The organism is Collimonas rhizosphaerae, from assembly GCF_038896935.1.
In the GTDB taxonomy this organism is placed as follows: domain Bacteria; phylum Pseudomonadota; class Gammaproteobacteria; order Burkholderiales; family Burkholderiaceae_D; genus Collimonas; species Collimonas rhizosphaerae.
On sequence record NZ_JBANDC010000008.1, the window covers coordinates 44,893 to 65,575 of the forward strand.

The window sequence follows — 20,683 nt, forward strand, 5'->3', positions numbered from 1 at the left end:
CGGGACGGTGCCGGAGCTGTTTTCGCTGTTTCGCTCTCTACGCCGCCTTCAATACCGGTTTGCTCTTCTGCGCCGCCAGGTTTTCCATCGCCGCCACTACGCCGCTGCCGGCCAGGGGCACGCCGGCCAGCTTCAGGCCCATTTCGCAGCCGGCCAGGGTCGCCATCAGCGTCAGGTCGTTGGCTTCGCCCAGGTGGCCGATGCGGAACATGCCGCCTTTCATTTTCCCGAGGCCGGTGCCGAGCGACATGTTGAAGTTTTCATAGATGGTCTTGCGGATCGCATCGGCATCAAAGCCGGGTGGCGTCATGACGCCGGTCAGCACCGGTGAGTACAGCGCCGGATCGGCGCACTGGATTTCCAGGCCCCAGGCACGCACCGCGGCGCGGCAGGCGCTTGCCAGCCGCTGGTGGCGCAGGAACACCTGCTCCAGGCCTTCGCCCAGGATCATGTCGAGCGCTTCCGACAATCCGTACAGCAGGTTGGTGTTGGGCGTGTAGGGCCAGTAGCCGGCCTGGTTCATCTCGATGATGTCGGTCCAGTCCCAGAATGCTTTTGGCAACCTGGCGTTCTTGCCGGCTGCGATGGCTTTCTGCGATACCGCGTTGAAGCTGATGCCGGGCGGCAGCATCAAACCTTTTTGCGATCCGGACACGGTAACGTCGACACCCCACTCATCGTGGCGATAATCCGCCGAGGCCAGGCCGGAAATCGTGTCGACGATCAGCAAGGCCGGATGGCCGGCGGCGTCTATCGCCCTTCGTACGGCGGCGATATCCGAAGTGACGCCGGTTGAAGTTTCATTGTGGACCACGCACACCGCCTTGATCTGATGTTCGCGATCCTGGCGCAAGCGCTGTTCGATGCGGTCGGCCTGCACCCCTTGGCGCCAGCCTTCGGTGCCGGGCAAGCCGAGGAACTCCGGCTTCAATCCCAAGGCCTCCGCCATTTTTTTCCAGAGCGTGGCGAAATGCCCGGTTTCGTACATCAGCACCGTATCGCCCGGACTCAGGGTATTGGTCAGTGCCGCTTCCCAGGCGCCGGTGCCGGAGGCCGGATAGATCACTACCGGCTGCACGGTCTTGAAGATTTTCTTGATGCCTGCCAGCACCTGCAGGCCCAGCGCGCCGAATTCCGGGCCGCGGTGGTCGATGGTGGGATAACTCATGGCGCGCAGGATCCGGTCAGGCACCGGGCTGGGACCCGGGATCTGCAGGAAATGACGGCCGGCCGGATGGAAATCTAGTGTCAACATGTATGCCTCCTTTGAACAAATTGTATTTTGCATTCAAAATACTTTATCAGTCCAAATCTCAGCCGTAAAGGGATTTTTAACAATACCTGACTGGCGGAATCGGCTTAAAACCGCTTCAAACCCTTAATAATCAATGAAATATAGTGATTTTTAGCTGATTTATTCTTTTTTACATTCACTTCGGATAACCACAGCCATCGATTATTGCGCCTGGTATTTGATGTTAAAATACAGACAAATGCGTGGAAAAGGATTTTGAATGCAAAATGCGATAATTGGACAGAAAGAAAAAGCCGCTCCCCTGGTGCCCAAACTGGAGCGCCAGCGCCTGCATGACACGGTGGTTGACCATTTGCGCAACCTGATCGTCGAAGCGGTGTTGACACCAGGGACCAAACTCAACGAACGGGAGTTGTGCGAAACGCTGGGCATTTCGCGCACTCCCTTGCGCGAAGCGCTGAAGGTGCTGGCGGCCGAAGGCTTGATAGAGATATCGCCGAACCGGGGCGCCTCAGTCTCCAAGATGTCGGAAACGGAAATCTGGGAAACCTTCGAACTGATGAGCGGCCTGGAAGCGATGTCGGGCGAGCTGGCCTGCGAGCGCATCACGCCGGTCGAACTGGCCGAGATCAAGGCCCTGCACTATGCGATGCTGGCGTGCAAGGCGCAGAACGATTTGCCTGGCTACTACAGTCGCAACCAGGCGATACACGACAAGATCAACGACGCCGCCCGCAATTCAGTGCTGCGCCAGACTTACCTGGGCTTGAACCGGCGCCTGAAGGCGCTGCGCTTCAAGTCGAATTTCCAGCCGACCAAGTGGGATAGCGCCGCGCATGATCACGACGAAATGGTGAAAGCGCTGGAAGCGCGCGACGGCAAACGGCTGGCGGCAATATTGCGCCAGCACTTGCTGGACAAGCGCGACGCGGTGCTCAGCGCTGCCGCTGTGCCGGGCGCCGAACCGCTGGCTTGATGTGCGCGGGGAGACGGCCAGCCACGCGCTCGCTTACCGAGCGCGGCGCGACAGGCATCAAGCCTTATCGGCGTAATTCTCCGGGAAAAAATGACGTTCGATCAGTTCGATCAGGATGTGCAGCACCTTGATGTGCAATTCCTGCACGCGATCGGCGAACGTGCCGCCCGGCGTGCAGATATAGACATCGCTCAGGGACGACAGCAGCTCCGCCTGCTTGCCGGACAGGATAATCACATGCATGCCGAGGTCGCGTGCGGTTTGCGCCGCGCGGATGATGTTCTTGCTGGTGCCGCTGGTGCTCAGCGCGACCAGGCAATCGCCGGCGCGGCCGTGTCCTTCGATATAGCGCGAAAACACTTGTTCATAACCATGGTCGTTGCCGACGCAGGTCAGGTGGCCGGCGTCGCTGATCGCGGTAGCGCCCAGCGCCGCCCGGTCCAGCCGGTAGCGGCCGGTCAGTTCTTCGGCGAAGTGCATGGCGTCGCACATCGAACCGCCATTGCCGCACGAATACACGCGGCCCTTGCGTTCAAACACATCGATCAGCAGCGCAGCCGCCCGTTCGATCGATTGCAGCGCCGTGTCGTTGGCGAGCAGGGCTTCCAGCGCTTGCTGCGCTTCGGCCAGGCTGGCGTTAATGTGTTGCTTCAATTGCATACTCCGTTCGGATTAGTTAACGATTGCTGCGCGTGACGCCGGCATCGATCACGCCGTAGGGGGTGATGGTGGTGCCGCTGTCGCCGGAAGGCGATGTGACATGGCCGCAGGCTGCCAGCAGCAGGATTGTCATCAGGGGAAACAGTAGGTGCATCGTCGTCTCAAGGGGTGAATGGTAGCTCTAACAGACCTGCCGTGCAGTGAAATGTTCCGGTCAGGGCGCCAGCTTAGCCTGTTCCGGGTTTTGCTGCTGTTCCTGTTTCAGCCACAGCCCGAACTCCTTCAGCACCTCCACCACCTTGCGCAAGCGCTGGCCGTCGGCGGTAAGGCAGTACTCCACTTTCACCGGCACTTCGGCGTAAACCGTGCGTTGCACCAGTCCCGCCGCTTCCAGGGCGCGCAGGTCTAGCGTCAGCATGCGCTGGGAGATATTCGGCACGTCGCGCCGCAAGTCGTTGAAGCGCTTGGGGCCATCCAGCAGGTAAGACACCAGCAGCATGCGCCAGCGCCCGCCCAGCAGCAGCATGGCTTCCTCCACCGAGCAGCCCGAGACATTCGTTTTCATGCAGCCACCTAAGTATAATTTATGTACCTATATAACAAAAATCTCCCTTCTTTACAATAGTAACTACCATCACCATACTCTCCTGCACCTGCAGCGTACGGCTGCGATCCCACAGGAGAAGCGGATGATGAAACTGTATTTTGCCCCCGAGACTTGTTCGCTGTCGCCGCACATCGTGCTGCGCGAACTGGGCTTGCCGTTTGAACTGGTGAAGGTCGACAACAAGACCAAGCGCACCGCCGACGGCCAGAATTTCCTGGCCGTCAATCCGAAAGGCTACGTGGCGGCGCTGCAGCTGGAAAACGGCGAAGTGCTGACGGAGGGGCCGGCAATCGTGCAGTATCTCGCCGATCTCAGGCCGGAAGCAAAACTGGCGCCGGCCAACGGCAGCTGGCAGCGGGTGCGCCTGCAGGAATCGCTGAATTTCATCACCAGCGAAATCCATGCGGGACTGAGCCCGCTGTTCAACGCGACGCTCCCGGATGGCGTCAAGACCGTCTTCAAGGACAAGCTGCGGCGGCGCCTGGACCAGGTCGCATCGACCCTGGAGCAGCACGACTACCTGCTCGGCGCGCAGTTCGGCGTGGCCGATGCTTACCTGTTCACGGTGCTGCGCTGGACGGCATTGTTTTCGATCGACCTGGCCGAGTGGCCGGCCATCGCCCGTTATATGGAAAACATCGGCTCCCGCGCTACGGTGAAATCGGCGCTGGCGGCGGAAACTGCTGCCTAGCAGCCTGTCGGACTTAGGGGATCGAAGCGAAAAAATAGCTGGGCGAGGACAGATTTTGCCGGATTCGCAGTGTCAATAGCCTAGCTATTGACCAAGAAGCCGGTGAAATATGGTCCGTCCAGGTATTTTTGCAGCCGATCATCCTAAGTCCGACAGGCTGCTAGAGCCCAGGCAAATCAGGAAATCGAACGCACCACGCCGCCATCCACACGCAAGGCGGCGCCGGTGGTAGCCGAAGCCTGTACCGAAGCGAGATAGACCACCATGTTGGCGACTTCCTCCACCGTAGCGAGGCGCTGGATCAGCGAGCTGGGGCGGTGTTCTTTCAGGAAGTCGCGTTCCAACTCTTCGCTTGCGATGCCCTGGTCGCGCGCCATCGAAGCGAAGAAATCGCCTACGCCTTCGGAGCGGGTCGGCCCCGGCAACACCGCGTTGACGGTGACGCCGCTGCCGGCCAGGGTTTCCGCCAAGCCGCGCGAAACTGCCAGCAAGGCTGTCTTGGTCATGCCGTAATGAACCATTTCCTTGGGAATCTGCAAACCCGATTCGCTCGACAGGAACTGCACCCGGCCCCAGCCGCGTTTGACCATGCCCGGCGCGTAGTGGCGCGACAGGCGCACCGCGCTCATCACGTTGACGTCGAAGAAACGCTGCCAATCTTCATCGGTAATATCGAAGAAAGGCTTGGCTTCGAAGATGCCCAGGTTGTTGATCAGGATGTCGGTTTCCAGCACTTGCTTGAACAGCAGGGCGGCGCCGTCCGCGGTGCCGAGGTCGGCGGCGATGCCTTGCAGGCGGGCGGCAGGAACTTTGCCGCGGATCTGCTCCAGGGCCTGGTCGACCCGTTCCTGGGTGCGGCCGTTCACTACCACCGTCGCCCCCGCCTGCGCCAGGCCGAGCGCAATCGCCAGGCCGATGCCGGCGGTCGAGCCGCTCACTACTGCATGTTTGTCGCTTAGATCGATTTTCATGGAATTCTCCCCGTAAGTTACGCAATGCACACTTGCCGCTGCACTGGAATCATAGAGGAAATCCTGGATCGGCATTTTCGCCCACCCGATCGCGGCTCCTAGTTGGCGCCCTCCGCCAGCGGCCGCACATATTTCAGCAGGCTGACCAGCGTTTTGCCGGGCTCTTCCCACGGAATCATGTGCGCCGAATGCTCAAACCAGACGCCTTGCTTGTAGGGTGCGCGCACCTGGTCCAGCCAGGCGGCGGTAGGCGAGGTTGGGGTCGTGTAGTCATGGCGCCCCATGAACATCACTACAGGTATGGGAAAGGCGTGGACATTCGAAAAGTCGACATTGACGAACTCGGGCAGGATCTTGTCCAAAGTAAGCAGGCTGCCCTGGTCTATGGCGCGGATATCGGCCTCGTCATACTCGGGCGATAGCAGCGGCGCGTCGAAATAATAGGTGGATGTATCGCGGAATGCGCTCAAGCCGCCGTAGAACTGGGGCCACTTCCTGGCGACAATGATGCGCTCGCGCGTGATAGGCTGGTCGCCCGGGTAAGGCGCAATCGACTCCAGTTCCTTCAGGGCAGGCGCATTGTCATGCGCTTTTGCCTGCTGCAGCGCGTATTCAAAGCTGATGCGCTCGTTTTCCCTGGTGCTGATGACCTGTCCGATGCCAACGTAGGCATAAAAAAGATCGGGGCGCTTCAGCGCGGCACTCATGCCGATGACCGTACCCCAGCTGTGTCCCATCAGGATGATTTTTTTCTTGTGGTATCGCTTACGGACGTATTCGGCTACTTCGATGGCGTCGTCGACGTAGCGCGGGATATGGATGCTGTCGCCGATGGCTTGCGGATCGGCCTCGCCATAGGCCTCGCCATAGGTCTTGCCGGCCCCGCGCTGGTCCCAGTTGACCACGGTGAAATATTCTTCCAGCGGCCGCTGGAACTGCCAGATGGTGGGTGTCAAGGGCGAGGCCGGGCCGCCGTGGATAAACAGGATGATAGGGTTGGCCTGGTCCTGGCCCCGGACATTGAGCCATTGGTCTATGCCGCCAATGCCGGTTTTATAGGACTCCTGGATGCCGGACGGCGCGACGATGCGCTCCAGGTCGCGGACCACTTCTTTTGCCTTCTTGTAGGCTGCCGCGTCGGCAGGTTGTTGCGCGCTAGCGTGGGTGGAAGTCAAAGCCAGGATAAGGCACCCTAACCATACAATCTTCATGCAAATCCTCCTGATGGGGGTGGATGTAAGAGCAGCAGCAGGATGCTAGCAAATTAACTTCCATCCCGACAGGGGATATATCAGCAACGCCCTGTATTCCCAGCGGCGTCGTCTGTGAAGCATCCGGACAACGCTAGGAACCCTTGGCGCAATCGACAATCAGGCGCATCAGTTCGTCAAATTCATCCGGGCGTTCTGCGCTCAACAGCGGAAACAGGTGCTGGTGGTCGGTCCCGGCGATTATCCGCAGCTGGCGCGAACGCGCTTTTTGCGCCGACTGCAGCAGCCGTTCCGGTATTTCCAGGGGAATCACGGCATCGTGCTCGGCCGCGATAATCAGCAAGTTGCCGGTGAATCCGGCCAGGATTGCCCAGGCGTCGCTGTCGGCCCAGCTGCGGCGGCGCCGGATGATCTCTGAGAACCGCGGGCCGAACGGCAGCGCGTAGGCGGCGGGTTCATACACCCCGGGCACGATCAGGACCAAGGCGGCGACCTGCTGCGTTTGCGTCAGCTTGATGGCGTTGTAAGCGCCCATGCTGCTGCCGAATATCACCAGCGGCTGCGCCAACTTGCGGGCCGCAATCACCGCTTCGGCCTGGCGCGTGCGGCTGGCCACCGAAGAATATTCCAGCAAGCCGCCGGTATCGCCATGGCCGATGCAATCGAACGAGGTGCTGGCCACGCCGCGCGCCTGCAGCGCCGGCCGCAAACCCGAGCGGCTGGCGGTGGCGCGCGAACTGGCGCCGGCGCCGTGCAATATCAAGGCATGGCAAGACGAAGCGGCGGGATGGAAATCGCCTTTCAGCAAGAAATTTTCGTAGGGAACTTCAAAGGATTCTATGGCTTGCATGATCGGCGGAAAATAAGTGTCAGGCGCAGGCTGCCCGGACCGGGAGCCCGGGCAGCGGTCGAGAAAAATCAGCGCATGTTGCCGGTGTGGCCCAGCGAATAACGGCCCGGCTGCGGCCAGACGGTGAGGCCGTGCGGCTCCATGCCGACGGGGATCGACTTGACCGCGCCGCTGGTGGTGTCGATGGCATACACGACATCGTCGAAACGGCCGGACAGCCACAGCATCTTGCCGTCCGCGCTGACATTGCCCATGTCAGGGCTGCCGCCGCCCGGGATCGGCCAGTTCGCCACCACCTGGCGCGTGGCGAAGTCGATCACCGAGATGCTGCCCTTGCCGCGGCGGCCGCCGTGGACCTTGTTCGAGCCGCGGTTGGAGACGTACAGCTTGCTGCCGTCGCGGCTCGGGTACAGGCCATGGGTGCCGGTGCCGGTCTTGATGAAACCGGTCTTGGTGAAACTGTCGCCGTCAATTACATAAACGCCGTCAGCCATCATGTCAGCCACAAAAAACGCCTTGCCGTCCGGCGAAATACGGATGTCCTGCGGCATGCCTTTCTTGTCGAGCAGCAGGTAGCCGAGCACCTTGCGGTTGACCATGTCGATCTTCGCCAGCTTGCCGCCGAACTCGCAGGTGAACAGGGCGTATTTGCCGTCGATCGAAAAATCGGCGTGGTTGATGCCCTTGCATTCCGGCACCGGCAGGCTCGACTTCAGCGCCATCGTATGCGCATCGCGGAAATCCAGCTGGGCATGGGCTTCCACCACCACGATGGCTTCCTTGCCGTCGGGCGTGAAATACATATTGTAGGGATCGTCCACCGCCACTTCCTTGCCCGGCTTCGCAGTCTTGGGATCGATCGGCGTCAGGCTGCCGTCGGGCCGGCCTTCGGCATTGTTCGCTACCCACAGGGTCTTCAGGTCCCAGGCCGGCACCACGTGCTGCGGGCTGTAGCCGACGCGGAATTTCTCGACCACCTTGAAGGTCGCCGGATCGATCACGTAGACATCGTTGGAACGCAGGTTAGGCACATAAATGCGCGGCAGCGCGTCAGCTACTACTGGACTGAGGTGGCCGGCGCCGGCTTCGCTGTACAGGTTGGCGGGATTGACCACGGGCGGCATGCCGGCCACGGTGGCGATGGCGGGCGCGGCGGAGGCGCCGGCGGCGAGGGACAGCATGGCCAGGGCACCGCTGACAGAGATTGCGAGGCGCGACAGACGGCAAGAACGAAATTGCATGATGGTTCCTTGATTAAATAAGCAGCAAAGTAATGTCGGTGATTGAAGTGATGGTTTAGCGTGCAGCCGTCTCGGCCTTGAGCGCCTTGACGGTCTGGGTCACGATGTTGTCGATGCCGAGCTGGCCGATTTCAGCGCTGGAGCGGCGCGGATCGCCGCCGTACACGCCGTCGGCCAGGCCGAGCCTGGGGCCGCTGCGCAGGCTGTCCTGGCGCACCATCTGCGGCGCCACGGCCAGCTGCAGCGAGGTGTCGGCCAGTCCGGCGTGGGTGCCGATTTCATCGTCGCGATAGCCGCGCTTGCGCAGTATCTCGGCGTAGCCGTCCGAACTGGCGGCGTAATATTCCGGCGGCAGGATGGCGCGCGCCGGCGAACCGGCCCAGCTCTTGTTCAGCTGCGCCACGGCTTTCTTGACATCGTTCTGGTAGCCGCCGTGGTCGCCCAGGAACACGATGTTCTTGAAACCGTGGACCTTGAAACTGTTGGCGGCCGATTCCAGGGTCTTCTGGAAGACGTCGTCCGGGATCGTGATGGTGCCGGGGAAGCGCATATGCGACGTCGGCGGCGCGAAATTGCCTTCCGGCACGTAAGCGATCACCGGCGCCACCAGCGCATTGCCCAATCCTTCCGCGATCCGCTGCGACAGGATCTTCACGCGCACGTTGTGTTTGCCGAGCGCAACATCGGGGCCGCTTTGCTCGGTCGCGCCGATGGGAATCAGGATGGTGGTCTTGCCGGCCTGGACCTGGCTGCGCAGCTCGGTCCAGGTCAGCTCTTCAAGGAAGACGGTTTTCGGCGTTTGTGCAAAGGCAATCTGTGCGGCGGTGAGGAAAAGGGCGGCAACGAAAATCCGTCGTGGTGACAAGAGCATGAACATTCCTCATGAAAAATCCGGGGCAGGTGTGTGCGCTGCCGGCGCAAGGCTGGCAACCGGCATATGACGCCGGATCGGCACACAGGTTCCTGGCTAATTCTACTCTGCCGGATATGAGGATAGGTACGGGAGAAATCCGGGCGTCCTGGAGCGCCCGGCCTGCAGCGGTTACTGGTAATTATTCCAGCGCATGCTGCGCTCGTCGGTGGCTTCCTTGATCAAGTGGCGCGCCCGCACGGGATCGCGCTCGCCGTGCTGGTCGCCGCCGCTCTCCAGGCTCATGGCCAGGGCCTGGATCGCCACCGGGAAATCGCCCTCGGCCGAACGTTCCAGCCATACGCGGGCCAGCTGCGGATTCTGCTCTACGCCTTCGCCCGCGGCATAGGCGTTCGACAGCAGGAACATCGCTTGCGCGTTGCCCTGCTTGCTGGCTTCCAGCAGCCATGTGGCCGAAAGTTGCAGGTTGCGCGGCACGCCTTCGCCGTATTTCGCCATGCGGGCCAGCATGAAGCTGGCTTTTGCATTGCCCGACGCGGCGGCACGCTCATACCAGCTCCAGGCTTGGGCTTGGTCAAGCTTGAGTCCCAGGTTGCCTTGGTAAAAAGCCTGGGCCAGCTGGAACCGGGCTTCCGGGTCGCCGGCTACCGCCGCTTTCTGCAGCCATGCGCCCGCTTGCGCGGACTGGTCGGGCATAGACGCCAACGCCAGCGCCAGTTCACGCTGCGCCACCGGCCGGCCAGCCGCGGCCCAGGCCTGCAGCTGGGCAATCGCGCCGGGCTGGCGGCCGTGCAGGGCAAGCATGCCGACCGATTCGATCCGTGCATTGTCCGGCACTACCTCGCTGGTACATGCGCCCAGCGACGCGGCCAGCAGCAAGAGCGTTATCGCCAACGGTTTTTTGATAACCATCATTTGCTCAGGTCGATGGCGTATTTGGCAAAACCGCTGGCGTCCAGCGCGCCTTCCGCCGTTACCCGGCCCAAACCCAGCGCTTGCGCCACCGCCAGCTTGCCCGGCGCAGAGCGCAAGATCACCGGCCCCTGCGTGCTCACCTTGACGAAACTCCAGCTTTGTCCGCTGCCGTTGGCCGCATTGGTGACCTTGCCCTGTTTTTTCAGGTAAGCGCTGACCACCGCCTGGTTGGCGTCCGGCGATTTGATGATGGTCTTGCTGCCGTCTATGCCCGGCACGTTGCCGCCGCCGCCCGCGCGGTAGTCATTGGTGGCGACGATGAAATCGTCGGTATCGGCGACTGCCTTGCCGGCGTACGTCAGGTTGACGATGCGGCTGCCGGCCGGTTTGGTGACGTCGATCTGGTACTGCATCGCGTTGTTTTCGGCATAGAACACGTCGTAGTTGAAAATCGTCGAGTAGGACGGCACCAGGTCTTGCTCGCCGGTGCTGGCCGGATTGATCGTGGCGAACTGCTTGGCCGCGGTTTCCAGCCAGTTTTTCAAATCGGAGCCCTTGATCTTCACTGCCTGCAGGTTGTTGTTGCCGTACAAGTACAGATCGCCTGGATTGCGTACCTGCAGGCCAAACGGGGCTGCTGCGGACGCGCCCGGAGCGACGTCGGTAAAGTCGGTCGGACCGTTGCGGCCGGCCTTGAACGGCGCGCTGCAGGAAATCACCGGGATCGACTTGTAGCTCGCCAGCACCGGATCGGTGGAGCTGGCGAGGAAGGTTTTCACATAGTCGATCTGGGCCTGGTTGACGATCTGGATCGCGCTGACATCGCCCACCAGCGAAAAGTAGGCGGACATCTCGAAATCGGTCGTGGTGCCCAGCGGCTGCGTGGCATAAGACAGGGTAGCCTGGTGTTCAGCGGCGACCAGCGGTGCAATCGTAGGATCGGCGTCGATATTGGTCTTGCCGTCGGCATATTTGAAGCCGCGCGCTTCGACGCTGGTCTGGTCTTTCTGCACCACCCATTTGCCGCCCTGGTATTTCAATACCATCTTGATGATGCCCAGGCGCCGGCCCCAGCTTTGCGCCATCACTGCCGGAATGCCGTTGACCAAGCCTTTGCCGGTATCCACCAGGGTGCTCGGCAGGGCTGCCAGCGAAGCGTCGATGGCCGGCGCGCCGGTTTCACGCGCTTGCGGGAAAATCAGGTGTGAATGGCCCAGCATCAAGGCGTCGATGCCGGTAGTAGCCAGGTACAGGCTGCCGTTTTCCATCTTCGGGCTGTAAGGCGAAGCATCCAGCCCGCCGTGCGACAGGGCGACCACCAGGTCGGCGCCCTTGCTGCGCATCTCCGGCACATATTTGAGCGCCGATTCCTGCACGCCGTTGACCATCACCTTGCCGGCCAGGTTTTTCTGGTCCCAGTCCATGATCTGCGGCGGCACGAAGCTGATGATGCCGACGTTCAGCGCCACGTTCATGCTGCCGCCGTCAGGCTTGGTGGCGGTGAACTGCTTGGCGATCAAGGCATAGGGATTGAAGATCGGCTTGTCGGACGACACCCCGACCACGTTGGACAACACCAGCGGGAAGTTGGGCGCGCCGCAGCTGCTGCCTTTTTGCACGCCCGGCACGCCGAAGTCGGTATTGGTGATCTGGCTCAGGAAATCCAGGCCGTAGTTGAATTCGTGGTTGCCCATGCCGGCGCCGTCGTACTTCAGGGCGTTCATCACCTTGTGCACCGCCAGCGTGCCGCTGCAGGTCACCGGCGCGGCAACCGCCTGGTAATCGCCGAGCAGCGTGCCCTGGATGACATCGCCGTCGTCCAGCAGCAGGTTGTTGGGATTTTCCTGGCGCGCGCCCTTGATCAGGGTTGCGGTGCGCTCGAGGCCGAGGCTGGTGTCGGCCTTCAAGCCGTAATAGTCGTAGCTCAGCACGTTCTGGTGAATGTCGGTAGTCTCCAGCAGTCCCAGCTTGAGCACCGTGCCTTCGGGAATCGCATTGTCGGGATTATTGACGCCGAGGTTGCTGCTGCCGTTGCTGCCGCAGGCGGAAACTGCCAAGGCAGCGAGGGCGGTCAGACACATCTTTTTATGCATGGGAACTTTCGGAAATATTGTCGGGGCTTGTCTTGATAAGAAGCTGGCGCCACTGTTACGCGCTTTTTGAGGCGTTCCGGGCGGAAATTATATTTTGGAAATATTTCCTGATCATTACATTACGTTACATACGCCGGCACCTTGCGCGGCGGCAGGGTTTTGTTCCACAACCGTGATCTCGGCATGACGAATCCGGGCAAGATGCTTAAACTTATTGCCCGGTAAAACGTCCATTCATTTCTGGCGCTTTTCTATTGATTGCCTTGAAAGTATGATTTCTACCAGGGCAAAACCGTATCCAAAGGAGGATTTCACCCGTTATCGATAGTTATTTTGGATCGAAACACAAAATTAAATCAATTATACAAATGAACCAACCTGGTTTATCGTTGCTACCTAGATTTCTTCAACCCCAGCCTTAGTAAGGAAAACCCTATGTCTTTGATTAATACCCAAGTTAAGCCATTTTCTGCAACTGCTCTCCATCACGGCAAGTTCGTGCCGGTCACCCAGGAAACCCTGAAGGGCAAGTGGTCGGTATTCGTGTTCTACCCGGCTGACTTCACTTTCGTCTGCCCGACAGAACTGGAAGACCTGGCCGACAACTACGCTGAATTCCAGAAACTGGGCGTGGAAATCTACGGCGTGTCGACCGACACCCATTTCGCCCACAAGGCATGGCACGACACATCGGACGCGATCAAGAAAGTGAACTACCCGCTGGTCGGCGACCCAACCGCAACCCTGTCGCGCAACTTTGAAGTGCTGATCGAAGAAGAAGGCCTGGCGCTGCGCGGCACTTTCGTGATCAATCCGCAAGGCCTGATCAAGCTGTACGAAATCCACGACAACGGCATCGGCCGCGACGCTTCGGAACTGTTGCGCAAGGTCAAGGCAGCGCAATACGTTGCATCGCACCCAGGTGAAGTTTGCCCAGCCAAGTGGAAAGAAGGCGAAGCAACCTTGACGCCATCGCTGGACCTGGTCGGCAAGATCTAATACCCGCAAGTGTTTCACGGTCCGGGTCCCGAACAGGGTCCGGACCCGCAGTATCCCCCCAAGCAGTACCCCAATTTATCGTCACGAATGCAAGGAACCGCCATGCTGGATGCAAATCTCAAAACCCAATTGAAAAGCTATTTGGAAAAAATCGTGCAACCGATTGAGATCGTTGCGTCGCTGGACAACGGTGACAAGTCTCGTGAACTGCAATCGCTGCTGCAGGAAATCGCGACGCTGTCGGATCGCATCACGCTGATCGAGCGCAGCGACGACAACGAACGCAAGCCGTCTTTCTCCATCAACCGCCCAGGCGTCGATACCGGCATCCGCTTTGCCGCGATTCCGATGGGCCACGAATTCACTTCGCTGGTGCTGGCCCTGCTGCAGGTCGGCGGCCACCCGGTGAAACTGGACGAAGCCGTGATCGAGCAGATCCGCAACCTGGATGGCGATTATGTGTTTGAAACCTATATCTCCCTGTCTTGCCAGAACTGCCCGGAAGTAGTGCAAGCCTTGAACGTGATGGCGCTGATCAATCCGCGCATCCGCCAGGCCACCATCGACGGCGCGCTGTTCCAGGACGAAGTGGAAAAACGCGAAATCATGGCGGTGCCTACCACTTACCTCAACGGTGAAGTGTTCGGCCAGGGCCGCACCAGCGTCGAAGAAATCCTCGCCAAGCTGGATACCGGCGCCGGCGCCCGCAAGGCGGTCGAACTGAGCGCCAAGGCGCCTTACGACGTGCTGATCGTCGGCGGCGGTCCTGCCGGCGCGGCGGCTGCGATTTATGCAGCGCGCAAGGGCATCCGCACCGGCGTGGTGTCGGAGCGCTTCGGCGGCCAGGTGCTGGACACGCTGGCGATCGAAAACTTCGTTTCGGTGCAGGAAACCGAAGGACCGAAGTTCGCCACCGCGCTGGAGCAGCATGTCAAGAGCTACGAAGTCGACATCATGAACGTGCAGCTGGCCTCGGCGCTGGTGCCGGGCAAGCTGATCGAAATCAAGCTCGCCAACGGCGGCTCGCTCAAGAGCAAGACCGTGGTGCTGGCCACCGGCGCCCGCTGGCGCGAAATCAACGTGCCGGGCGAGCGCGAATATCGCAACCACGGGGTCGCCTACTGCCCGCACTGCGACGGCCCGCTGTTCAAAGGTAAACGCGTAGCGGTGATCGGCGGCGGCAACTCCGGCGTGGAAGCGGCGATCGACCTGGCTGGCCTGGTGTCGCATGTGACGCTGATCGAATTCGGCGACGAGCTGCGCGCCGACGCCGTGCTGCAACGCAAGCTGCACAGCCTGAAAAACGTCACTGTGATCACTTCGGCGCAAACCACCGAAATCACCGGCGACAGCAAGAAGGTCAACGGCCTGGTCTACAAGGACCGCAAGACCGGCGCAGTGCACACGGTAGAGCTGGAAGGCGTGTTCGTACAGATCGGCCTGGTGCCGAACACCGAATGGCTGAAGGGCACGATTGCCTTGTCGCGCCATGGCGAAATCGAAGTCGACGCCAAGGGCCAGACTTCGATCCCGGGCGTGTTCGCCGCCGGCGACGTCACTACCGTACCGTTCAAGCAGATCGTGATCGCGGTCGGCGAGGGCGCCAAGGCATCGCTGAGCGCATTCGACCACCTGATCCGCAGTTCGGTGTCGGATGAAGAAGATGTCGCCGCTGCAGCCGAAAGTGTCGCTGCCTAAGAAGTAATCAACCTGCCGTAGCGTTTTGCGCCAGCCCGGTTCCGCGGCTGGCACAAAACGCTACGGCGGGCTCCTCTGCTCCCATGTCTGTTTGAAACGCAACGCGACAGCAATGCCGCGGGGCTTCCCCCTGCGCGACGCCTTTGTAAACTGTCCGAAAGCTTCGCGGTGCTAATATTGCCGGTCTCACTGTCCCGTTCCATGAATGTGTTCTCAAGAGGATTCCATGAATAGCCCAATACCTAAGCAAATCCCCGCCACGCTGATTCCCGGCGACGGCATCGGCCCTGAAGTAGTCGAAGCCACGGTCAAGGTACTGGAGGCGCTGGGGTCGCCGTTTTCTTGGGACATACAGCAGGCGGGCGTGGCCGGCGTCACCAGCGCCGGCGATCCGCTGCCGGCAGCCACGCTGACCAGCATCCGCAAGAACAAGCTGGCCCTCAAGGGCCCGCTGACCACGCCGATAGGCGAGGGCTTCCGTTCCTCCAACGTGCGCCTGCGCGAAGAATTCCAGCTGTACGCCAATGTGCGGCCGGCGGTGACCATCGTGCCGGGCCGCTTTGAAGACATCGACATCGTGCTGGTGCGGGAAAACATCGGCGGCTTCTATGTCGCGCACGAGTACTACATCCCGGTCGGCGACGATCCGCGCGCGGTAGCGGTTTCCACCGGCATCAACACGCGCGAGGCCTGCAAGAAGATTGCGCGCTTCGCCTTTGAATACGCGCTCAAGAACGGCCGCAAGAAAATCACCGTGGTGCACAAAGCCAACATCCTCAAGGCGCTCACCGGCATCTTCCTCGAAGCCGCGCGCGAAATCGCACGCGAATATGAAGGCAAGGTACAGATGAACGACATGATCGTCGATGCCTGCGCCATGCAGCTGGTGCTCAATCCCTGGCAGTTCGACATGCTCCTGTGCACCAACCTGTTCGGCGACATCCTGTCCGACCAGATGGCCGGCCTGGTAGGCGGCCTGGGCATGGCCCCCGGCGCCAACATCGGCGACGACTGCGCGATCTTCGAAGCGGTGCACGGCTCGGCGCCGGACATCGCCGGCAAGGGCATCGCCAACCCGATTTCCCTGCTGCTGGCAGCGGGGCAGATGCTGGACCACGTCGGCCACAAGGACCTGGCGCTGCGCCTGCGCACCGCGATCACCGATACGCTCAACAAAGACCATGTGGCTACCGGCGACCTCAAGGGCAAGGCATCTACCCGCGAATTCACCGAAGCGATCATACGCAGGCTGCAGGCCGCCTGAATTGCAATACTCGTCGAACCCTGATCTTCCTTTCATCTGAGATCCAATCCTGCCGCCAGCATGCACCGCTGGCGCGCAGCGCCCCCTGCACCGTCATCAGGCAGTAACAAACCCCCGTTAGACTCAACGCCGCTGATGCGCAACCTTGCCTATCCGGCCAAGGCGATGCGCTCAAATCAATCCTGGTGTGCAGATCAACTGAGCCAACTGAGGGACGATGATGGATTCAAGAGCGAGACGTAATTTCCTGCGCGCCGCAGCCGCAGCCGGCGCCACCTTCGCGCTTCCCGATGCAATCCAGAAAGCGCTGGCCGTGCCCGCCAACAACCGCACCGGCACGATTGCAGACGTCGAGCATGTCGTCATCTTCATGCAGGAAAACCGCTCGTTCGACCATTACTTCGGCATGCTGGCCGGCGTGCGCGGCTACGGCGATCCGCGCGCCATTTCCCTGCCCGGCGGCAAGCCGGTCTGGTACCAGCCAACGCCGGCAGGCGCTTCCTACGTGCTGCCCTATCATTTCGACGCCCAAGGCACCAACGCCACCAAGGTCGGCCTGAACCACAGCTGGAAAGGATCCGAAAACACCTGGAAGAACTGGGACGCCTGGATCGCAAAGAAGGGAGCCAAGACCATGGGCTACTTCGACCGCGGCGACCTGCCTTTCTACTACGCGCTGGCCGATGCCTTCACCATCTGCGACGCCTACCACTGCTCTATTTTCGGGCCGACCGATCCCAACCGCTTTTACGCCTTGTCCGGCACCGCCGGCGACAATATCACCGGCCTGAACCAGGGCAGCCTCTACAACGCCAGCCCGATCTACAACGGCGATATCAACAACGACGACATCAGCCCCGCAACCATTGCCGGCGCGCCGGACTGGAAGACTTATGCAGAGGTGCTGGAAGCCAACAACGTCAGCTGGAAGGCTTACCAGGAATTCGATAACTACGGCGATAACTACCTTGCCTACTTCAAGCAGTTCCGCGTCGAAAGCGACGGCAGCAGGTTAAAACCGACCTCGCCCCTGTATCTCAAGGGGCGGGCCTTGATCCCTGGCTCGACCGCAGGCAACACCGCCGGCACCAAGGGCGACCTGCTGGTCCAGGCATTCAAGCGCGACATCGACGGCGTCGACGGCAAGACGGCCTTGCCGCAGGTATCGTGGATCTTCGCTCCGTATGAATACTGCGAACATCCCGAAGCCTCGCCCAATGCCGGCGAGGATCTCTCATCGCGCCTGCTCGATGCGCTCGCCAGCAATCCCGAAGTCTGGTCGAAAACGGTTTTCCTGATCAACTACGACGAGAACGACGGCTTTTTCGATCACGTGCCGGTCAACATGCCGCCGCTGAATTCCGACAAAGGCTTGACCACGCTGGCCGATCCGACCAAGGGCGAACTCTACAGCCAGGAATCGAAAGGCCTGGGGCCGCGCGTGCCGATGATGGTGATTTCGCCGTGGAGCAAAGGCGGGCGCGTCTGTTCCCAGCTGTTCGACCATACTTCGGTGCTGCGCTTCCTTGAGGAGTGGCTGGCGGCCGGCAAGGGCCTCGACAGGGAAAAAGTCAGCTGCGCGAACATCTCGCCGTGGCGCCGCGCAGTGTGCGGCGACCTGACGTCCGCGTTCGATTTCAAGAATCCCAACAAGGCATGGCCGCAGATCACGCCGGCGCCGCCTTATCACGAAGTGAATTCGCCGGTAGATGCAGTTCCGCCGGTACAACAAACGCTGCCGCTGCAAGAAACCGACCGCAGGCCGCGTCCCGCCTGCCCGCTGCCGTACCAGCTTAGTGTCGACGGCAAGATCGCGGCATCCTCGGGACATCGGGAACTGACGCTAAGGTTCGGCAACACCGGCCGCAGCGGCGCGGCGTTCATCGCCTACTCGAACCTGCGCACCGACGGGCCGTGGCATTACGCAGTCGAAGCGGGCAAGAGCCTGCCTGAAGCCAGTATCGGCAACTGGGCAAGCAATGACTACGAACTGCGCGTGCACGGGCCAAACGGATTCTTCAGGGAAATGCGCGGCAGCTTCTTGAACGCAAACAACGGCTCGCCCGAGGTGCGCGCCCACGACGACTTTTTCCGCGCCGCGCTGATGCTGACACTGTCCAACCAGGCCGGATCCAAACCCTGCACCTTCACCGTCACGCACAACTCCGGTCCGTTCGCCAAGGTGCCGGGACGCTATACGGTGGCTGCCGGACAGGCGCTGAGCATACCGATGCCGGTGTGGGCTGCCAAGGGCTGGTACGACTTCAGCGTGAAAGCCGATACCGACGCCAGCTTCTGGCGCCGGCTGGCGGGCCACGTGGAAAGTCCCTGGCCGGCATGGACCGATCCGCAGATCGGCGTCGTGGCGCCGTCAAGACTGTCGACATCAACGCCGGTCGTACGCCAGGGCGGCACGATCGTCTTCGACTACAGCACGCCGATCCAGAAACTGAACAGCCGCAACTGGATCGGCGTTTTCCCGTTAAGCAGCACGGTGCCCGACCAGGCAGGCTACAGAACCTACAGCGTGTACCAATACGCATCCTCGCTCAGCGGCCAGGTCACCCTGGATATCCGCAAGCTTGCGCCCGGCTCGTACAAAACCTGGTTCCTTGCCAACGACGCCTATGCGGAACAACTGGCCGGGCCAGTCGTTTTCACCGTAGTGGCCTGATCACCAGGAGAAGCTGCCGCTGCCCTGGATCGCCATCTTGCCGCCGTTGGCGGCGCTGGCGCCCACCGCCAGCTGCGTATGCTGCGAAACGCTGGAAGCAAAAGCCACCCCCAGCGCGCCGTAGCCGCCATAGCTGGCGGTGCCGACTGCGATGCCGCTGCTGTCGCCGCGCGCCATATACACATGCGGGATGGCCATCGCTTGCGCCGTGGCGCGCGCAGCGTAACTCTTGCTCTGGTTCAGCGTATCCTGCGCCGCCGCCTTCATCTGGTTGAGGTTGACGGCGTCGGTGCCTTCGGTGCCCGCCGCGACATTGCTGACCTGGCGCTCGCCGCCGGCATAACCGACCGACACCGTATTGGCCCGCGCCGCAACCGAACCTTGTCCCAAGGCTACCGAATTGGAAGCGGAAGCCACTGCATTGGCGCCCAGCGCAACCGAATTGTTGCCGCTGGCGATCGCATTGTTGCCGACCGCCGTGGCCGGATCCGCAATCGCCTTGGCGCCGGCGCCGATTGCCACCGAGCCGGCAAAACTGGCGGTAGCGCCAGCGCCGACGGCAACCGTGTTGTCGCTATCGGCGCTGGCGTTGTTGCCTTGGGCGACAGCATTGGCGCCCTTGGCGCTGACGCCGTTGCCGCAAGCAATGCCGCCGCCGGCGCCGACACGGCAAGCGCCGCTGTTGAACAGGGACACCAGGGCCTTCTGCATGTCGGTCAGCTGGCCGACGTTGGCCGCATCGGTAGCCGCGGTGCCGGCGGCGACGTTATTGATCACCGTGCCGTTGCCGCCGTTGGCATTCAGCACCAGGGCGGTGCCGCCGCTATTGTATTGGGGCGGGTTGCCGGCGGCGCCGTTGCTGCCGGTGGCGCCCGTATTGCCGGACCCTACTGTCTGCTCCAGCTTGGTCGCCCGGTTGTCGATCACGCCCACTTGCGTATTGAGCGTGGTGAACGAAGAACGCATGCCGGTCATCCAGACATCGACGGTGGAGAAAGCATCGCCGACTTTGGAGGAAGCCACGCCCTGGATCACATAAGACGGCGCGACCAGGCCGCCGGCAGCGTTGATGGAAGCGTTGCCGCCCAGCGCCGACACCACGGCGCGGTATTGTCCAAGATTGGTAGCGTCGGTATCCGCCGTGCCTGCCGCCAGGTTGGTGATCTGGCGCTGGAACGGCGCGGTGACGACGCCGGCGCCGTCGGTCACGCTTTGCGTGCTGCCTACCGATACGGTATTGGCGCGGTCGGCCACCGAATTGGCGCCGAGCGCCACGCTGTTGTCACTGTTGGTCCGGCTCAGCCGGCCCAGCGCGGTGCTGTTCTTGCCGTTGACCAGCGCCGACTCTCCTACCGCCGTACCGTTGACGTCAAACACATTGGCGTTCGCTCCCAGCGCCGTGCTGCCGGTCTCACCGGCAAAACTGTTGGCGCCGAAAGCCGATGCGTTGGCCTTGGCGGCCGCGGCGTAAGCTCCCACAGCGGTAGTGTTGTCGTCGCTGGCCAGGGCGCCTGTGCCCAAGGCCGTCGCCTGGGCGCCCGAGGCCACGCTGCTGCTGCCGGCAGACACGGCGTCGACGCCCGTGGCCTTGGCGTCATCGGTGCCGTCGTTCAAGCCTTTAGCCTGAAAGTACGCAGGTACAACCTGTGCGCCGGCCTCTACCGGCAGCCAGCCCAGCGCAGCAATGCACACACTCATTTGCAACAG

General features: G+C 61.4%; 18 protein-coding genes. 6 read left to right on the top strand and 12 right to left on the bottom strand.

Going from position 1 to position 20,683, the window contains the following annotated elements:
• Nucleotides 1-37: 37 nt before the first annotated feature.
• Entirely contained in the window at nucleotides 38-1,255 is a 1,218-nt protein-coding gene (locus tag V8G57_RS12835) for a pyridoxal-phosphate-dependent aminotransferase family protein (protein ID WP_092396031.1), read from the bottom strand.
• Between the two features lie 259 nt (nucleotides 1,256-1,514).
• On the opposite strand from V8G57_RS12835, the gene V8G57_RS12840 reads away from it, so the two are divergent.
• On the top strand, nucleotides 1,515-2,231 hold the full coding sequence (locus V8G57_RS12840; protein WP_342829726.1) for a GntR family transcriptional regulator: 717 nt from the start codon (nucleotides 1,515-1,517) through the stop codon (nucleotides 2,229-2,231).
• A 57-nt stretch (nucleotides 2,232-2,288) separates the two neighbouring features.
• Here the strand turns inward: V8G57_RS12840 and V8G57_RS12845 are convergent, their stop codons facing one another.
• The 3 genes from V8G57_RS12845 to V8G57_RS12855 are packed head-to-tail and all read right to left on the bottom strand — an operon-like array spanning nucleotide 2,289 to nucleotide 3,456.
• Complete coding sequence (locus V8G57_RS12845; RefSeq protein ID WP_342829727.1) at nucleotides 2,289-2,891, bottom strand: SIS domain-containing protein; 603 nt, start codon at nucleotides 2,889-2,891, stop codon at nucleotides 2,289-2,291.
• 16 nt (nucleotides 2,892-2,907) lie between these two features.
• Nucleotides 2,908-3,045: a hypothetical protein gene (locus V8G57_RS12850; protein ID WP_342829728.1), complete on the bottom strand. Its 138-nt coding sequence runs from the start codon at nucleotides 3,043-3,045 to the stop codon at nucleotides 2,908-2,910.
• A 60-nt stretch (nucleotides 3,046-3,105) separates the two neighbouring features.
• On the bottom strand, nucleotides 3,106-3,456 hold the full coding sequence (locus V8G57_RS12855; RefSeq protein ID WP_092396025.1) for a winged helix-turn-helix transcriptional regulator: 351 nt from the start codon (nucleotides 3,454-3,456) through the stop codon (nucleotides 3,106-3,108).
• A 127-nt stretch (nucleotides 3,457-3,583) separates the two neighbouring features.
• Here V8G57_RS12855 and gstA point away from each other — a divergent pair, with 127 nt between their 5' ends.
• On the top strand, nucleotides 3,584-4,189 hold the full coding sequence (gstA, locus tag V8G57_RS12860) for a glutathione transferase GstA (RefSeq protein ID WP_342829904.1): 606 nt from the start codon (nucleotides 3,584-3,586) through the stop codon (nucleotides 4,187-4,189).
• Between the two features lie 176 nt (nucleotides 4,190-4,365).
• Here the strand turns inward: gstA and V8G57_RS12865 are convergent, their stop codons facing one another.
• The 7 genes from V8G57_RS12865 to V8G57_RS12895 form a co-directional block, all read right to left on the bottom strand.
• Nucleotides 4,366-5,160: an SDR family NAD(P)-dependent oxidoreductase gene (locus tag V8G57_RS12865; RefSeq protein ID WP_092396023.1), complete on the bottom strand. Its 795-nt coding sequence runs from the start codon at nucleotides 5,158-5,160 to the stop codon at nucleotides 4,366-4,368.
• 98 nt (nucleotides 5,161-5,258) lie between these two features.
• The gene (locus tag V8G57_RS12870; RefSeq protein WP_342829730.1) at nucleotides 5,259-6,371 is read right to left on the bottom strand and encodes an alpha/beta hydrolase; all 1,113 of its coding nucleotides are present in this window, start codon (nucleotides 6,369-6,371) and stop codon (nucleotides 5,259-5,261) included.
• 133 nt (nucleotides 6,372-6,504) lie between these two features.
• On the bottom strand, nucleotides 6,505-7,221 hold the full coding sequence (locus V8G57_RS12875; protein ID WP_342829731.1) for an alpha/beta fold hydrolase: 717 nt from the start codon (nucleotides 7,219-7,221) through the stop codon (nucleotides 6,505-6,507).
• 68 nt (nucleotides 7,222-7,289) lie between these two features.
• Nucleotides 7,290-8,462: a YncE family protein gene (locus V8G57_RS12880; RefSeq protein ID WP_342829732.1), complete on the bottom strand. Its 1,173-nt coding sequence runs from the start codon at nucleotides 8,460-8,462 to the stop codon at nucleotides 7,290-7,292.
• 55 nt (nucleotides 8,463-8,517) lie between these two features.
• Nucleotides 8,518-9,333, bottom strand: a complete 816-nt coding sequence (locus V8G57_RS12885) for a creatininase family protein (protein ID WP_092396016.1) — start codon at nucleotides 9,331-9,333, stop codon at nucleotides 8,518-8,520.
• Between the two features lie 171 nt (nucleotides 9,334-9,504).
• A complete protein-coding gene (locus V8G57_RS12890) occupies nucleotides 9,505-10,248 on the bottom strand; it encodes a tetratricopeptide repeat protein (RefSeq protein WP_342829733.1) in 744 nt (247 codons plus the stop codon).
• The gene (locus V8G57_RS12895) at nucleotides 10,245-12,329 is read right to left on the bottom strand and encodes a bifunctional 2',3'-cyclic-nucleotide 2'-phosphodiesterase/3'-nucleotidase (protein WP_342829734.1); all 2,085 of its coding nucleotides are present in this window, start codon (nucleotides 12,327-12,329) and stop codon (nucleotides 10,245-10,247) included. The genes V8G57_RS12890 and V8G57_RS12895 overlap by 4 nt, the downstream gene beginning before the upstream one ends.
• Nucleotides 12,330-12,776: 447 nt before the next feature.
• On the opposite strand from V8G57_RS12895, the gene ahpC reads away from it, so the two are divergent.
• The 4 genes from ahpC to V8G57_RS12915 all read left to right on the top strand — a co-directional run bounded on the left by ahpC (nucleotide 12,777) and on the right by V8G57_RS12915 (nucleotide 18,976).
• A complete protein-coding gene (ahpC, locus tag V8G57_RS12900; protein ID WP_092396014.1) occupies nucleotides 12,777-13,340 on the top strand; it encodes an alkyl hydroperoxide reductase subunit C in 564 nt (187 codons plus the stop codon).
• Between the two features lie 102 nt (nucleotides 13,341-13,442).
• On the top strand, nucleotides 13,443-15,038 hold the full coding sequence (gene ahpF / locus V8G57_RS12905) for an alkyl hydroperoxide reductase subunit F (protein WP_342829735.1): 1,596 nt from the start codon (nucleotides 13,443-13,445) through the stop codon (nucleotides 15,036-15,038).
• A 226-nt stretch (nucleotides 15,039-15,264) separates the two neighbouring features.
• Nucleotides 15,265-16,302 carry an isocitrate/isopropylmalate dehydrogenase family protein gene (locus V8G57_RS12910; protein ID WP_342829736.1) on the top strand — a complete coding sequence of 346 codons (1,038 nt, stop codon included), beginning with the start codon at nucleotides 15,265-15,267 and terminating at the stop codon, nucleotides 16,300-16,302.
• A gap of 217 nt (nucleotides 16,303-16,519) precedes the next feature.
• Nucleotides 16,520-18,976, top strand: coding sequence for a phosphocholine-specific phospholipase C (locus V8G57_RS12915; RefSeq protein WP_342829737.1), 2,457 nt, complete (start codon nucleotides 16,520-16,522; stop codon nucleotides 18,974-18,976).
• On the opposite strand, the gene V8G57_RS12920 is transcribed toward V8G57_RS12915, so the two are convergent.
• Complete coding sequence (locus V8G57_RS12920; RefSeq protein ID WP_342829738.1) at nucleotides 18,977-20,674, bottom strand: YadA family autotransporter adhesin; 1,698 nt, start codon at nucleotides 20,672-20,674, stop codon at nucleotides 18,977-18,979.
• Nucleotides 20,675-20,683 lie beyond the last annotated feature (9 nt).

Coding starts and splice junctions, on each gene's coding strand:
- V8G57_RS12845 (WP_342829727.1), bottom strand. CDS start 2,891: ATGCAATTGAAGCAACACATTAACGCCAGCCTGGCCGAAGCGCAGCAA.
- V8G57_RS12915 (WP_342829737.1), top strand. CDS start 16,520: ATGATGGATTCAAGAGCGAGACGTAATTTCCTGCGCGCCGCAGCCGCA.
- V8G57_RS12885 (WP_092396016.1), bottom strand. CDS start 9,333: ATGCTCTTGTCACCACGACGGATTTTCGTTGCCGCCCTTTTCCTCACC.
- V8G57_RS12875 (WP_342829731.1), bottom strand. CDS start 7,221: ATGCAAGCCATAGAATCCTTTGAAGTTCCCTACGAAAATTTCTTGCTG.
- gstA (WP_342829904.1), top strand. CDS start 3,584: ATGAAACTGTATTTTGCCCCCGAGACTTGTTCGCTGTCGCCGCACATC.
- V8G57_RS12920 (WP_342829738.1), bottom strand. CDS start 20,674: ATGAGTGTGTGCATTGCTGCGCTGGGCTGGCTGCCGGTAGAGGCCGGC.
- V8G57_RS12880 (WP_342829732.1), bottom strand. CDS start 8,462: ATGCAATTTCGTTCTTGCCGTCTGTCGCGCCTCGCAATCTCTGTCAGC.
- ahpF (WP_342829735.1), top strand. CDS start 13,443: ATGCTGGATGCAAATCTCAAAACCCAATTGAAAAGCTATTTGGAAAAA.
- V8G57_RS12850 (WP_342829728.1), bottom strand. CDS start 3,045: ATGCACCTACTGTTTCCCCTGATGACAATCCTGCTGCTGGCAGCCTGC.
- V8G57_RS12890 (WP_342829733.1), bottom strand. CDS start 10,248: ATGATGGTTATCAAAAAACCGTTGGCGATAACGCTCTTGCTGCTGGCC.
- V8G57_RS12870 (WP_342829730.1), bottom strand. CDS start 6,371: ATGAAGATTGTATGGTTAGGGTGCCTTATCCTGGCTTTGACTTCCACC.
- ahpC (WP_092396014.1), top strand. CDS start 12,777: ATGTCTTTGATTAATACCCAAGTTAAGCCATTTTCTGCAACTGCTCTC.
- V8G57_RS12910 (WP_342829736.1), top strand. CDS start 15,265: ATGAATAGCCCAATACCTAAGCAAATCCCCGCCACGCTGATTCCCGGC.
- V8G57_RS12865 (WP_092396023.1), bottom strand. CDS start 5,160: ATGAAAATCGATCTAAGCGACAAACATGCAGTAGTGAGCGGCTCGACC.
- V8G57_RS12895 (WP_342829734.1), bottom strand. CDS start 12,329: ATGTGTCTGACCGCCCTCGCTGCCTTGGCAGTTTCCGCCTGCGGCAGC.
- V8G57_RS12855 (WP_092396025.1), bottom strand. CDS start 3,456: ATGAAAACGAATGTCTCGGGCTGCTCGGTGGAGGAAGCCATGCTGCTG.
- V8G57_RS12835 (WP_092396031.1), bottom strand. CDS start 1,255: ATGTTGACACTAGATTTCCATCCGGCCGGCCGTCATTTCCTGCAGATC.
- V8G57_RS12840 (WP_342829726.1), top strand. CDS start 1,515: ATGCAAAATGCGATAATTGGACAGAAAGAAAAAGCCGCTCCCCTGGTG.